12 protein-coding genes are annotated in these 14,896 nt (G+C 48.6%); 7 read left to right on the forward strand and 5 right to left on the reverse strand.

The genetic code is table 11. The features are described 5' to 3' along the window. Window positions 1-16 precede the first annotated feature (16 nt). Together P0078_RS02930 and P0078_RS02935 are read right to left on the reverse strand one after the other, a co-directional pair. On the reverse strand, window positions 17-865 hold the full coding sequence (locus P0078_RS02930) for a metallophosphoesterase (protein ID WP_282932982.1): 849 nt from the start codon (window positions 863-865) through the stop codon (window positions 17-19). A gap of 21 nt (window positions 866-886) precedes the next feature. Next, window positions 887-1,321 carry a Cd(II)/Pb(II)-responsive transcriptional regulator gene (locus tag P0078_RS02935; RefSeq protein WP_282932983.1) on the reverse strand — a complete coding sequence of 145 codons (435 nt, stop codon included), beginning with the start codon at window positions 1,319-1,321 and terminating at the stop codon, window positions 887-889. 77 nt (window positions 1,322-1,398) lie between these two features. Between P0078_RS02935 and P0078_RS02940 the strand changes: the two genes are divergently transcribed. Next, a complete protein-coding gene (locus P0078_RS02940) occupies window positions 1,399-3,585 on the forward strand; it encodes a heavy metal translocating P-type ATPase (protein ID WP_502867293.1) in 2,187 nt (728 codons plus the stop codon). Window positions 3,586-3,891: 306 nt separating this feature from the next. Then, the gene (locus P0078_RS02945) at window positions 3,892-4,218 is read left to right on the forward strand and encodes an energy transducer TonB (protein WP_282932984.1); all 327 of its coding nucleotides are present in this window, start codon (window positions 3,892-3,894) and stop codon (window positions 4,216-4,218) included. Between the two features lie 96 nt (window positions 4,219-4,314). Here the strand turns inward: P0078_RS02945 and P0078_RS02950 are convergent, their stop codons facing one another. Continuing rightward, window positions 4,315-4,587, reverse strand: coding sequence for a hypothetical protein (locus tag P0078_RS02950; RefSeq protein ID WP_282932985.1), 273 nt, complete (start codon window positions 4,585-4,587; stop codon window positions 4,315-4,317). A 23-nt stretch (window positions 4,588-4,610) separates the two neighbouring features. After that, window positions 4,611-6,182 (reverse strand): nitric oxide reductase transcriptional regulator NorR, encoded by a 1,572-nt coding sequence (gene norR, locus P0078_RS02955; protein WP_282932986.1) that lies wholly within the window; start codon window positions 6,180-6,182, stop codon window positions 4,611-4,613. Window positions 6,183-6,278: 96 nt separating this feature from the next. Here norR and P0078_RS02960 point away from each other — a divergent pair, with 96 nt between their 5' ends. The 4 genes from P0078_RS02960 to P0078_RS02975 all read left to right on the forward strand — a co-directional run bounded on the left by P0078_RS02960 (window position 6,279) and on the right by P0078_RS02975 (window position 10,883). Then, window positions 6,279-6,605, forward strand: a complete 327-nt coding sequence (locus tag P0078_RS02960; protein ID WP_282932987.1) for a hypothetical protein — start codon at window positions 6,279-6,281, stop codon at window positions 6,603-6,605. Window positions 6,606-7,052: 447 nt separating this feature from the next. Then, window positions 7,053-8,318: a glycosyltransferase family 2 protein gene (locus P0078_RS02965; RefSeq protein WP_282932988.1), complete on the forward strand. Its 1,266-nt coding sequence runs from the start codon at window positions 7,053-7,055 to the stop codon at window positions 8,316-8,318. A 5-nt stretch (window positions 8,319-8,323) separates the two neighbouring features. After that, window positions 8,324-9,349 (forward strand): HlyD family secretion protein, encoded by a 1,026-nt coding sequence (locus P0078_RS02970; RefSeq protein WP_282932989.1) that lies wholly within the window; start codon window positions 8,324-8,326, stop codon window positions 9,347-9,349. Window positions 9,350-9,650: 301 nt separating this feature from the next. Beyond that, window positions 9,651-10,883 carry a TackOD1 domain-containing metal-binding protein gene (locus P0078_RS02975; RefSeq protein ID WP_282932990.1) on the forward strand — a complete coding sequence of 411 codons (1,233 nt, stop codon included), beginning with the start codon at window positions 9,651-9,653 and terminating at the stop codon, window positions 10,881-10,883. A 52-nt stretch (window positions 10,884-10,935) separates the two neighbouring features. On the opposite strand, the gene P0078_RS02980 is transcribed toward P0078_RS02975, so the two are convergent. After that, on the reverse strand, window positions 10,936-12,576 hold the full coding sequence (locus tag P0078_RS02980) for an acetolactate synthase large subunit (RefSeq protein ID WP_282932991.1): 1,641 nt from the start codon (window positions 12,574-12,576) through the stop codon (window positions 10,936-10,938). A gap of 304 nt (window positions 12,577-12,880) precedes the next feature. Here P0078_RS02980 and P0078_RS02985 point away from each other — a divergent pair, with 304 nt between their 5' ends. After that, complete coding sequence (locus tag P0078_RS02985) at window positions 12,881-14,770, forward strand: potassium transporter Kup (RefSeq protein WP_282932992.1); 1,890 nt, start codon at window positions 12,881-12,883, stop codon at window positions 14,768-14,770. Window positions 14,771-14,896: the final 126 nt, after the last annotated feature.

Genomic DNA, 14,896 nt, shown 5'->3' on the forward strand with positions numbered 1-14,896 from the left:
TGCGAAAATTAAGTATCTAAGAAGACCCGTTGGAGACAGCCAATATTGTCACTTCTGGAGGAACCAGAAACCGAACCGGTAAAATACTGGTGCCCACACCCGGGCTTACATAAATGTGCCTCCCTTCCTCTACTTTGTGGCCAATCGCAAAGCGCTCTCCATAACTAGAGGGAACTATTGGGCGGCCAATAAAAGGTAAATAGACTTGCCCACCATGGGTATGCCCAGCTACTGTCAAAGCGATACGGGCAGGCAGCTGAGGAAAAATGTCAGGGTTATGGGTAAAAGCCAAAACAGTCTCCCCATCCTGCACATCGCTCATTGCCCTATCAATATCATGGGGCCCCTCCCAAAAATCACTGATACCCACAAGCCGCAGTTTACAACTGCCCTTTGTAATTAGCTGGGAGCGATCTTCCAGCACAGGGATGCCATTCTGCGAAAGGGCCAGCTCTACCCGCTCAGCATCGAGCCACCAGTCATGATTGCCCAGCACCGCAAACACCCCCATAGGCGCTCTGAGAGCCTTGAGAATTCGCGCTGCGTCTTCCGGCGATACGAAGGAACCCCCCACAACGCCCTGAATAACAAAATCTCCGGGCAGCAGGATAAGATCGGGCTTACTTTTGTTAACGGCGGCGACCAATTTTCGCAGACTCTCTAGCCCCTTATAGGGTGACCCCACATGGAGATCAGCGAGTACCGCAATCCTGAGGTTGTTGCATGTCTTTGGCCAAGCTTTTATTTCGACCTGATCTTGTTTAATTCTTAAACTCGAAGGCTCAACAAAAAATGCCCAGATGGCCAGTAGCAATCCAAAGCAGCATAAAACGATAAAAGTTATGCGCAACTTTCTTAAAGCCATCCAAATTACCTCAGAGGCTAACTATCTTATTTGTTTATCAGCTTGGAGATCGTGACAACTACAACCCATTAGTTCCCGCAGTATGTCACAGGTATTTTCCGCCTCACCACTTACACATTGGCTACGCAATGTAAGCAGACTGGCTCGCAATTGTTTCAGCGATTCCAGTTGTGCGTCTACTCGTACAATCTGCTCATCGATTACCTGATTGATATCGGTGCAGTTTTCAGCTGGGCGCTCCTTTAGCTGCAACAGGGTACGGATATCATCGAGGGGAATATCCAATGAACGGCAGTGGCGAATAAAGCGGAGCTGCTCAAGGTGAGTGTCAGAATAGAGTCGAAAGTTGCCCTCAGAGCGAGCGGGCTCGGGAAGTAACCCCGCCTGCTCATAAAAGCGAACCGTTTCCACTTTGCAGCCAACCTTCCTGGCAGCTTCACCAATTTTGTAAGCCATGCCACTCCCCCTTGACTCTATAGTTACTAGAGGGATTGTAATACTGGCTCACCGACTGATCTATCCGAGAGTGAATAATGGTCAAGCGCGATTCCAGCTGTGGCTGCAGTGGGGAAACCCAAGCCGCAACCATGGCACCAGTTCAAAACACCAATAACAACAGCGACAAAGGTGACCTGTCCCTGTTCTCCATCAGCAAGATGGACTGTCCCACTGAGGAGGGGTTGATACGCGCCAAGCTCTCCGGCATGCAGGGCATTTACCAGCTGGACTTTAATCTGGTGCAGCGAATCCTACAGGTGCGCCACGCGCCAGGTATGGAGAGCAAGATCCTCAACACCCTAACCCCTCTTGACCTGGACGCACGCCTGGCCACGGAAGATGACATCGATTCCGCGCCACCTACCACCCATGCAAACTGGTGGTTATTGGGCGCTGCCGGTTTGGCGGCGATTGCCTCCGAGGTCGTATTCTGGTTACAGGGGGGGAACAATTGGCTGGTAATGATACTGGCCCTGGCCGCTATCGCTGGCGGCGGACTCACGACCTACAAAAAGGGCTGGATCGCGCTCAGCAATCGCAACCTGAATATGAACGCGCTGATGTCCATCGCGGTCACCGGCGCCCTGCTTATCGGTCACTGGCCCGAAGCGGCAATGGTGATGGTGTTATTCACCCTGGCAGAATTAATTGAAGCCAAATCCCTGGATCGTGCCCGCAATGCGATTCGGGAGTTAATGGACCTGGCCCCGGAAACCGCCACCGTACAGGGGCCAGATGGCGAGTGGGTTTCCATGTCAGCCAAGACTGTTCCGGTTGGCACCACCATTCGGGTGCGCCCCGGCGAACGTATCGCTCTTGATGGGGAGGTAATACGCGGCAATTCAGCAGTAAACCAGGCCCCAATTACCGGGGAGAGCCTTCCGGTAGACAAAGGCCCTGGAGATGAACTTTTCGCCGGCAGTATCAACGAATCCGGGGCACTCGAATACCAATCTACGGCAGCTGCCAACGATAATCTGCTCGCCCGAATCATTCATGCGGTGGAAGCCGCACAAGGTAGTCGCGCACCAACCCAGCGCTTTGTCGACCAATTCGCCCGCTGGTATACGCCCCTGGTATTTGCAGTGGCACTGGCTACTGCGGTAATACCGCCGCTGCTTTTTGCCGGCAGCTGGATGGAATGGATCTATCGCGCACTCGTGTTACTGGTAATCGCCTGCCCCTGCGCACTGGTGATCGCAACTCCTGTCACCATCGTAAGCGGCTTGGCATCGGCCACCCGCCACGGAATCCTTGTTAAAGGCGGGGCCTACCTTGAGCAGGGGCGCCACCTTCGCTGGTTGGCATTGGATAAAACTGGAACCATCACCCATGGCCTGCCAACCGTCACGGATTTTAAAGTGTTAGCGCCAATGCCCGCGGAAGAGGTACAAACCCTGGCGGCGAGCCTAGCCGAACGTTCCGATCATCCGGTATCCAGGGCCGTACTGGAGTTTGCTCAGATTCCCCACGAACGCCTACAAGAAGTGGATACTTTTGAAGCCCTGGCCGGGCGCGGCGTCAGGGGCAGAATTCAGGGGGATCAGTGCTACCTGGGTAACCACCGGCTTATTGAAGAATTGGGCATTTGCTCCGCCGAGCTGGAGCGCCAATTGGGAACCCTTGAGGAAGAAGGGAAAACTGTTGTGATGCTGACCCGGGAAAACTGCGTACTGGCGATATTTGCTGTCGCCGATACCGTGAAGGAATCGAGCCAGCACGCCATTGAGAGCCTTCACAAGCTGGGCGTGAAAACACTGATGCTTTCCGGGGACAACCAGCACACTGCAGATGCGATTGCCAAACAAGTCGGCATCGATCGGGCTGAAGGCAACCTACTGCCGGAAGACAAGCTCAGAGAGGTGGAGGCTCTATCTGGAAAAGGCCAGGTTGGCATGGTTGGCGATGGCATTAACGATGCCCCCGCCTTGGCACGTGCTGATATAGGATTTGCGATGGGAGCAACGGGAACCGACACAGCGATAGAAACCGCTGATGTGGCCCTGATGGACGACAATCTGGGCAAGATCGCCACCTTTATCCAACTATCTCGTTCAACGGCCCATATTCTTTGGCAGAACATTATCTTGGCGCTGGGCATTAAAGCGGTCTTTCTGGTGCTTGCTTTTGCCGGAGAGGCAACCATGTGGATGGCTGTTTTTGCCGATATGGGAACCAGCCTGCTCGTGGTTTTTAATGGGTTGAGAGTGATGAGGAAATGAGCCGGTTTGATATACGGCTTTTCTAGTTAACGGTACTAATTCAGCAATACAGTCTTTCCGTTAACTCCGCTAGATACCGGATAGATTACTTGCTATTTAACAGCTACAGAGAAAATCTATAGGGTGTTACACTTGCCATTTCAATAAGTGCAAAGAAGATTAAAAGTTTTGAACAAATTAGCCCTGATATCTATTATTTTTCTTCTTTGCAGTTGCACTGACTCTCCAACAAGCAAAAATTGCAGCTCTTACGACGAATGCCCCCAGTACATTGACTTTTATAAATCCAGCATTGAAGACAGGGAAATGGCAAGAGAGAAAGGCGGGCCTGTTCCTGTTTACAAATCACTGCCAATATACCCGCAAGAAGCGCTGGAAAAGCAGATGGAAGGCTACGTAATTGTTGAGTATGACATTAATAAAAACGGCGATCCGATAGACCCCCGAGTTATTAAAAGTAAGCCCTCGGGTTTCTTTGAAGAATCTGCTATCCAGACAGCAAAACACTTTAAATATGAAGCAACTCCAGAAGAGTTCAATAACATTAGAACCAAAGTCATTTATAATATTGCCGAGAATCAACCTGATAGCCAAGAAACATTTTTTGCATATTTATTGTGGCTAGCGATTTAATTATTTTTATACAAGATCGCAAGTATAACTATTTACAGCTCTAGCCTTCTATCAAATACTTGGAGTAATATCACATGCAAATCGTAATACCCCTTATCACTTCCACCAGCGTCTAAAACTAATAAGGCTACGTGCCAGCAAAAAGGGAACCAGAAACTGGCCACTCATCTGAAGTGCAAACTTTGGCCAGAAATCTATTTCTTCAGAGAAGAATGACAGTACAAGATTGCCTGGAAATAAAAATGTACCGAAATACGGCCAACCCCCACCAATAATTTTCCAGTTATACGCAAATGCCAGTAAGCCGATAGTCAGGGAAATTACCCCTACAACCAGCGCAAACCGTAATCCTTTATCGCTAATCAACATTGCAACCCCTTGCTTCATATAGATTACTTACCTCGAACAACCTCTTTCTTGATGTAAACACCCAACCTTTTAGCGAGACGCACCAAGTTCCCTCGGTCTACGGATAGTAATTTGGCCGCTTTACTCCAGTTCCCATCGGTCTCAGCCAGGGCACTCCCAATGAATTCGCGCTGATAGTTTTCCGTTTCCACCCTTAAATCAATAGCCTCAGACAGCGACTCTACCGGTTTCTGCGGAGGCTTCTGAATAACCAGATCATCGGGAATTTCAATTTGTGCTGCAGTAATGGCAACAATAGCTTCTGGAGAGCTACCTTTTCGGGCCCTAAGGGCTGCGCGGCTGATAATATGTTCCAGCTCGCGAACATTACCCGGCCAAGCGTATCGCTGTAGCTTGTTGGTGGCCTCTGTACTGAGACGCAACTGACGAAAACCCAGCTTCCTGCGGGAGCGCTCCAAGAAGTAGTCTGCCAACAGCAGAACATCATTACCCCTCCGGCATAGCGGTGGGACTTCAAGGGGATATACAGAGAGGCGGTGGTAGAGATCAGCTCGGAAAGTACCGTTTTCAATCCCTTTGCGTAAATCCCTATTAGTCGCCGCTACAATGCGAACATCTACATGCTGCACCGTATCTTTGCCTACCGGCTGAATCTCACCACTTTGCAATACACGCAACAGTTTGCTCTGCACCACAAGCGGTAACTCGCCAACCTCATCCAGGAAAATAGTGCCGCCGTTCGCCAGTAAAAATTTGCCGGGCCTCTCGCGATCTGCGCCAGTGAAGGCCCCTTTCGAATGACCAAAAAGTTCAGCTTCCGCCAGGGTTTCAGTCAGGGAAGCGCAGTTCAAATAGACTAAGGGCTTCTCCTTGCGAGTCGACAACCTGTGGACGGTACGGGCCACCAGCTCTTTCCCCACCCCTGTTTCACCGAGAATCAGCACGTTGTAATCCGACCCAGCCACCAACTCTATCTCACTGCGCAGGGACTGCATTTCCGCGCTCTCACCAATTAATTCACCTCCATCCCGCTCCAGAGCCTGCTGGGTCAGATCTTTCACCAATTGCTCGGCATGCTCAGCGGAGTGTGACAGGGCCTTTAGCTCTAAAGCTGTGCGTAAAGTGGCCGCAGACAGCGCGGCTATCAGTTCAAGGGTTCGATCACTGATTCGGGCATAGGCATCCGCAGACATGCTATCCACTGTTACCAGACCAATCAGGTGGTTATCTGAATAGAGAGGCAAACCCATACAGGAGTGCACGGGAAGATCCCCCTCCCTATCCAACAGCAAACCATCAAAGGGATCTGGTAGCTGACAGTCAGATGGGAAGCGGACTGGGTGTTCCGAAGCACAGATCTGCGCAAGCCGTGGATGCTCATCAATCAGGAATCGCCGCCCCAGGGTCCGTCGGGCAAGCCCTTGGACTGCGAGAGGGGTGAGTGTATCGCCGTTGAGCCCAAGCAAGGCAACGGCATCGCATTTGATCGCTTTGCGGATAGTAGACAGCAGGCGCTCAAAGCGATCGCTGTTGTTAAGGCTGTTAGCCAGGTCCAGAGCCACTTCGAGCAGTAAGGTTGCGTTGGTATCTACCATAGCCAAATCAGTCCAAAAGACCTTTTAGAGTCATTATGACACAGCAACCATAAAGGTCAATTTGACACATAAATACCAGGAATAAGCCGTAACTCCTTGTTTTTATTGGTATTTATATTTGGCATAGCAGTTGCTAAAGATAGATTGACGCCGTTTGAACCTGAGGCCGATATGCTGAATACGGAAAACCCCTTACTGCGTGAGCGTTTCAAGCTTCTGCTAAAAGCCGGTAACTTTACGCTGCTTCTGTCAGTTCCCCTGCTGATTCTGACAATTGTTATTTGCTACCCCCTATCACACCTGTTTTCCATTCCCGCGCAAGTCGCAGGACATATCTTTATGGTGATTAGTGCGACGTTTCTAAAACTGGGCTATATAGGTCGTGTGGTTGCTCAATACAACCTGGACCTTGAGGTTCGATAAAGGCTGAACCGCCGCCTCCGAATTCCCCCTTCCTAATAGCAGCGAATAAATCAACCCAGAGCCCCTGCTGGCTCTGGGGTTCAGCATTGCCCGACACCTCAAACCACCGTGGACTATACTGACAGTCTCAGAGATAGCATTTCCTTCTAGGAAGACTTATGGCTGCCCCTCTGGTTGAGCCAAGGTCTCTTTTACAGGCTCTATAGCATAAAGGGCCAAAGTCAGGGGGTATCAAAATTGGGCTTAGCCTTTACAAGTAGTGAGCTGATAGCCCTTACCAGTGATTGGAAGCCAAGCGTAAGACCAGCCTTCCATGCTCGCCCCCTAGTCCACCCAAGCGAAGTGCCGCAAGACACTCGCTGTTCTCCAAATAAGATCACTACCACATCACAGATAAGTAACAGCAATAGCCGGGGCCTGTATTCGCCTATTCAGGAGCAGACCTAAATGTGGGAAATGATCGATGATGGAATTACTTTCTTTGCCACTCAGAGCTACGCCACCCTCTTTACAATGTTTTGGATTGTCGTGGTGCTGGAGTTCCCCAGATATTTAATGTCGTTTTTTACCTCTGTATTTTTTTTCGCCTCCAAACCTGAATTTGAAGAAGATATAGAGTCTTTAGGCAGACTCACAGCGGTAATCGCCGGCCACAACGAGGAAAATTCTATTGAAAAATGTGGCGAGCGATTACAGGAACAGAGCTATATCCCCTATGAAGTGATCGCGATTAGCGATGGCTCCACAGATAAAACCCGGGACGATATTCACTACCTGCAAAATAAAGGTCGCTTGGATGGCGCTCATGCAACAGAACTGCGTGGAGGCAAGGCCTCAGCCCTTAATTTAGGACAGAGATTTTCAACAGGCGACTTTATCGCCTCAATTGATTGCGACTGCACCTTCGATCGCCACGCTATGAAATATGTAATGCAAGGCTTTGCCGATCCCAGGGTTGGCGTGGTTTCAGGTAATGTAATTGTCCGAAACTCCACAGAAAATATACTCAGCTCATTCCAGGCCATTGAATATGTAATCAGTATTTGCTTGGGGCGACACTCACTGGCAATGCTCGACCAAATGTGTTGTGCCTCCGGTGCCTTCAGTGCTTTTAGGGTATCCGCAATGAATCAAATTGGCGGCTTTGATGCCGGCGGAGGAGAAGACTTAGATATCACCTTTCGTTTGCGGGATTACGGTTGGAAAGTGGAATTTGCACCTGAGGCGATTTGTTATACCGATGTTCCCACCAGCATCACCGTTCTAATGCGCCAGCGCTTTAGGTGGGAGCGGGATGCTATTCGTCTTCGCTATCGCAAGTACCTGCATTTTATTAATCCGTTCCGCCAAGGAATGCAGCTAAAAGAGTTTTTTCACCAATATGAATTCCTGGTTTTCAATGTTATTGCCGCAATAGCTTTACCAGTCTATTTAATCTGGCTATTCGTGCGTTATGGCGAAAATGCCTGGTTTATTTTGGCTGGGGCCCAGGTTGTATTAATTGCGCTCGATACAATTACCTTTGCTTTAGCCTCTTATGCGACTCCAAAAGTTAAATCACTTCCCCTTTGGCCTTATATTCCAGCTTACAGCATCTTTTATGTAAACTTCATGAGAGTTGTTCGACTCTACGCATATGTGCAGGAGTGGATTTTTAGAACATCCTATAAAGATTCTTTCGCACCACTAAAAGTCCATCGTGTTCGCGAGTAGTTTTTATGAAGGCTCTGCGAAAACGATTACGCCCTGATAGTTTCGAAAGTGAACAGCGAAAAACCCGGGGTTCTGCAAGCCGTCGAATATACTTAGCCATGTTAATCCTATTTGGTATTGGCGTTATTCGCTATATATGGGGTGACTGGTTTTTACTGCGAAGCGATGGGTTAGTACTACGCGATCAAAGCGTTATTGAAATGGGCTATCTAGTAAAAGTGGTAGAGGTTGCTGTTGATGAAGGACAAATGGTAAAGGAAGGTGAACTGCTACTAAAGATCGAATCTATGGAGTTGTTGGAGCGTATAGCGGACCTATCCAACCGACAGGCCAACTTGATGCAAATCTCCGCAGAATTTACTTTAATAGCCGAAACCGCCAAAAAATTATTACTACCAGCACAAGAACGAAAGGAGCAAATTGGAAGAATCGTAAATAGAATTAATAAGCTTGCGGATAAAGGCGTTGTCAGCGAGGTCGGCTATCAAGATGTACTGAAAGATAGCTTCGAGGCCAGTGAAACCCTGGTAAAACTTCAAGTAGAAAGCGCCACATTAGAAGGAAAACGTAGATCTGTAGACGAGGCGCTCTACCGCTCAGAACAAGCATTAAGAAAACTGGAAGAACATTACAACAACGGCATTATTCAAAGCCCTACGACTGGGCTGGTGGGCGCATCGGTTCCCCATGTAGGCAATGTTTATGATGCCGGAGAGCCACTAATGGCTATCTACACCGGGGAGGCCTATGTCCTTGCCTACTTACCCAATCAATATCAGTTCGCGATCAAGCCTGGAATGGAGGTGTTGGTTGCTGGTGGGCGCTTTAAAGATAAAGGAGTGCTTGTAGAAATGATCCCCCTCTCAGCCGCACTACCCCAGGAATTCCAAAATACATTCAAACCCACATCGCGCAATCAGCTGGCCAAAATAGTCTTACTTGACCCATCAAAATTTCCGGTGAATGAGAAAGTTACCATAACCCTAAAGATTGACTGGATTGATATCATTATTGATAAATTCATTAATTAACCCCCAGATGACGACTATTTTTTATGTCATACAATTATTCCTAATCCCTGCCAGTGAAGTAACACACCTATCCCTGCCTATTGCCAATTTTTCACCTATCTTTTCTTAATACTCAACAATCTATTCAGTTAAAAGGACGTCATATACATCACAGATTACACAATTACGTATAACTGGCATGAAACAAGCTAAAACACTCAGTTAATCTTTCAAGCACCAAAAATTATATAGGCGTGGAGGAATCAGTATCTCCTTTCTAAGTGACGAATATAGCTTTTTTCGCTGGCCCGGCGACTCCAAGGTGACATCGCATACCGGTGAATCCAAAGACGCTATTTTGATTGAGGAGCCAGCATCAGTAGATGACCTGACGCATATATGGCATATGCGTGGTGGCTTGTATCTACTCCCGGTTATTGATCTCACTGGAACAGTCGGCGAGAAGGCAGATCTGGATTGCTCAAAGCTTAGTGCGCAGGATATACCCGTTGTGAGCCAGGTTATTGACGACTTTCATTATCGGCGCGCGCAAGTCCACCTGGATTTCCACACCACTCAGAAAGATAGCGACAAAATACTAGCGCGATTATTTGTATCTGGCGTAAGTCTCTCGCCGCACTATAGTCCCAACTCCAAAGCGACTGTTGATTTTAATATTATCCTCGATAGCCCGACGGTTGTGACGGAATGCGAAAAACTGATCGAATCAGGATTTCTACTGGGCAAGTTTTTCGATCGACGCCATATCTGTAACGGCTGTGGAGGTTCCCAGTTTAATGTCCGCGAAGAGTGCGCGGTATGCAGATCCTCTAACCTTACCGAAGACTTCTATCTGCACCATTTCAGCTGCGCCTACCTTGGACGCGAAGCTGACTTCAGGGAAGGTGAAGACCTGATTTGCCCCAAATGTCGAAAGGAGCTTTTACACTTTGGCAGTGACTACGACAAACCCGGCACACTACTTATTTGCAATGCTTGCGGCCATGCCAGCTCAGAAGTGGAAATAGGGTTTTTGTGTCTCAACTGCCAGATGGATACCGATAGCGAGTCAATCCGTACCGGTGATATTCATAGTTACGACCTCACTGAAAGAGCCAGCAGTTACCTTAGGGCAGGATACGCATTTCTCGATTTCACTGACCACAATCCCATGTTTGCCGACCTGCCCTTCACCCTGATCGTAGAACTCAACCAGGCGGCAAGAGCATGGAAAGAGAACAAAACAAATTTTTGCTTGGTGAATATCAACTATGAACATGCTCATGAACTCGAAGTCGAGCATGGGCCCCGACAAACAATGCAGAGCCGCCGCCAATTCATAGAGAACCTTCATGGAGTTTTATGTAGAGCTTACGAAGGTATACGGAAAGAGGACTTTATTACCGGGAAATATGAAGATTATATGGTTCTACATGGAATAGCTAAGGAGGACATACTCGAAGATCGCAGAGAAATGATCAAGATTGCCATGTCCTCCATAAGGCTGGATATTGGCCCCTACTTTAAAGTACTTGGGCCCGAGGAGCTTGTTTAAAAGAAAGCCAAACACCTCCCTGTTACAACTACCTTACCCGAGCCGGCTACCCCTACAACTTACTCGACAACTCGCGAATTTCATGATTCAGGATACGGTCGTTGTGACTGTAATCCACAGGCACATCCACCAGGTGTACCCCACCCGCCCTGCAACATTTTTCTATCATCGGTTTAAACTCATCCGTGGCGGTTATTCTGTGGCCATGAGCACCATAGGATTTTGCGTAATCGACAAAATCAGGATTACCAAAATCCAGGCCAAAGTCATCAAACTCCATCATCGCCTGCTTCCACTTGATCATACCGTAGGCATCATCGCGCAAAATAAGTACGATAAGGTCAAGTTTTAAGCGAACCGCCGTTTCAATCTCCTGGGAGTTCATCATAAAGCCCCCATCCCCACAGATAGCGACCACACGGCGGTCTGGGCACACCAACTTGGCAGCCATTGCCGAAGGCAAGCCCGCCCCCATCGTTGCCAGTGCGTTGTCGAGCAGCACGGTATTGGGGGCTAAAGCCGGGTAATTTCGCGCGAACCATATTTTGAACATGCCATTATCAAGCGCAATAATGCCCTTCTCCGGCATTACTTCGCGGAGGTCTTTCACCAGTCGTTGCGGACGAATTGGGAAAGTGGTGGTATTTGAGCCCTCCTGGATATGCTTTTGAAGCGCGGCACGGATACGGTGCGCATCGGTAAAGCTCCAGTGATCCTGGGGTTCCAAGTGCTGGTCCAGCTGCCACAAGCTGTTGGCAATATCGCCAACCACCTCTATCTGCGGAAAGTAGACCGGATCCACCTGCGCTGAATTGAAGTTGATATGTACAACTTCCGGGCCACCGGGACGCATAAAGAAAGGCGGCTTTTCTACAACATCGTGGCCCACATTGATAATCAGGTCGGCCTGCTCAATGGCTCGGTGAACAAAATCCCCATCGGATAGCGCGGTATTACCAATAAAGTGCGGGCCCGACTCATCAATTACTCCCTTACCCATCTGAGTTGTCACTACCGGAATACCCAGCTTGTCGACAAACTTGCGCAACATTTTGGCGGTTAATTTACGGTTTGCGCCTGCTCCCACCAACAGTAGTGGTTTACGGGATGCCGCAATCGCTTCTGCAGCTTTGCGCACCGCCTTCTCTTCGGCAATTGGCCTGCGGTTATAGCTGGGCTCCAAGACCGGCATGGTGGAGTGTTCACGGGCAATATCTTCAGGAAATTCCAAGTGGGTTGCCCCCGGCCGCTCCTCTTCAGATTGCCGAAAGGCTTCACGGACATGAGCTGGCACATAGTCGCCCCCCACGATTGTCTTGGTGAATTTGGTCAGGGGGCGCATCATGTCAACAATATCAATAATCTGAAACTGCCCTTGCTTGGAACTTTTGATAGGTTTTTGACCGGTGACCATCACCATCGGCATTCCACCGAGCTGGGCATAAGCTGCGGCAGTCACCAGATTCGTGGCCCCCGGACCTAAAGTAGACATACAGACACCTGGCTTGCCCGTAAGCCGACCATAGGTGGCAGCCATAAAACCGGCACCCTGTTCATGGCGCGTGACAATTAGTTTTATCTTTGAGCCCCGCAAAGACTCCAGCATATCCAGGTTTTCCTCACCAGGAATCGCGAAGATATACTCAACGCCCTCTTTCTCCAGGGCACGAATAAAAAGGTCCGATGCTTTCATTGGGGAGGCTCCTGTAGTCCCGCCTTACTAACAATAAGATCCCCGCCAAAAGAGCTGTTTTTATAACTGCCTGACACGATTGCTCAATTACGCGGATACCTCTCTTACATCTCACTTTATCGGCTCGTAAGTTTGCACCCTGCACAGTAGCTCACATGGTGCCTTGGTAATGTATTGCTAAGATCAGTCTCAGGGAAAATTAATTTCTTGCGCGCTGATATCCACCATCCAAGTGATGACAGCAAACTCCCTGATAAGTCTTAAATCACTGCCTTTGTATGACACCGGATGATAAGAGTTGCAAATGGAATCTCGCTCAGAAGGCGCAAGAAAACACTGGGTTCTATCACTTGCCGCTCTCGGGGTTGTATTTGGTGATATCGGCACTAGCCCACTCTACGCCTTTAAACTGATTTTCCATCCCCGGTTTGGAATTCCCCATAACACCGAAACCATTATTGGTGGGGTCTCTGCTGTCTTCTGGGCACTTACCCTCATTGTCACTATTAAGTACGTCATATTGGTAATGCGCCTGGACAACCGAGGGGAAGGTGGGATCATGGCGCTGATGACACTGGCCCTAGAAGCGACAAAAGGGCGAGAATTATTAAGAAAGCTCATTATCGGCGGCGGGATCTGTGGGGCGGCACTATTTTTTGGTGATGCCGTTATCACACCAGCCATCTCCGTACTCTCCGCAGTCGAAGGACTGGAGATAGTCAACAAGACTCTAAAACCGTTTATCCTGCCAATTTCTATCGGCATACTCTTTGGATTGTTTTTTGTACAGCGCTTCGGCACCGAAACCGTAGGGAAACTGTTCGGCCCGATTACCGCCATCTGGTTCTTAGTTTTGCTGCTCGCGGGCCTTTACTGGGTGCTCCAGAACCCTGTAATCCTCCACTCCATTAATCCCCTGCATGCTGTGAGCTTCCTCACTAACCATGGCATGGCTTCATTCTGGATATTAGGTGCAGTGTTACTGGTGTTTACCGGAGGAGAGGCTCTATATACCGACATGGGGCATTTTGGACGCATGCCTATAAGAATTGCCTGGATAGGTTTGGTGTTCCCCGCCCTGGTGTTGAACTATATGGGACAGGGCGCTCTACTTATTAGTGACACCTCTGCGGTAGACAACCCCTTTTACCGGATGTACCCGGACTGGTCGCTCTACCCAATGATTATTCTTGCAACTGTAGCAACCTGCATCGCTTCCCAGGCCTGTATCTCGGGGACCTTCTCCCTGACAAAACAAGGAATCCAGCTTGGCTTGATGCCCCGTTTTGCCATCCGGCACACGTCATCAGCACTCGCGGGACAAGTCTACATGCCCGGCGTCAATTACCTATTAATGACAGCGGTAATACTGGTGGCAATTCTCTTTGGAAGCTCAGTCCACCTTGCCAGTGCTTATGGTGTGTCAGTGAGTGGTGCAATGTTGATTACCTCCTGTATTGCAGCAATCGTTTATCGCCACTACCTCAAATACAACTTGATAATTTGCTTGGCTGTCGGCTCATTCTTTGCCTTTATTGATTTTGCCTTTGTTGCTTCAAACCTGGCAAAGATTGGCCACGGGGGTTGGTTCTCTATTAGTTTAGCCGCCTTTATTGCGATGCTGATGATTACTTGGAGAGATGGAAAAAAAGCAATAAATTGTTACTTGCAGGGTAAGAATTATAAATTGGAACCCTATTTAAACTCACTTTTTGATAATCCCCCATTACGAGTACCTGGAACAGCGATATTTGTGGGAACCAATCAACTCTTTGTACCTCATGCCCTGATATACAATTTGAAACATAACAGTGTCCTTCACGAAAAGAACCTTTTCCTAACCGTTACGTCGGCCAACACCCCAAAAGTACTCCCAAAGAACCGAGCAATCATTAGCAAGATAAGAGAGGGATGTTTCAGGCTAATCTTACGCTATGGATATATGGAACGCCCAGATGTCGAAGGAGCCATAAATAAACTCAACAAAATGCACCTTTTGGATATAGATCCAAGTAAGTCTTCTTTCTTTACCTGCCGATACAATATATTTCCTGTTAAAGGCGGCTATAGCAAGATGGCAAATTGGAGAGAGCGAATCTTTGCCGCCATGGTAAGGAATTCAAGCAGTACTATAGACTATTACCGTATTCCAGCGAATCGGACTGTCGAAGTACAAGAGAATATAATGATCTGAATTTAAAAGTTATTTTATCAAATAGCTGACAAGCCTATGAGACTCTTTAGGGGGTAGAGTGGAAGGGTTAAAGTGTGATGGTTATACCGCCTGCTTCCTTTACAGCTAATATGGATGCAGGCGGTA

This window comes from Microbulbifer sp. VAAF005, from assembly GCF_030012985.1.
Lineage (GTDB): Bacteria > Pseudomonadota > Gammaproteobacteria > Pseudomonadales > Cellvibrionaceae > Microbulbifer.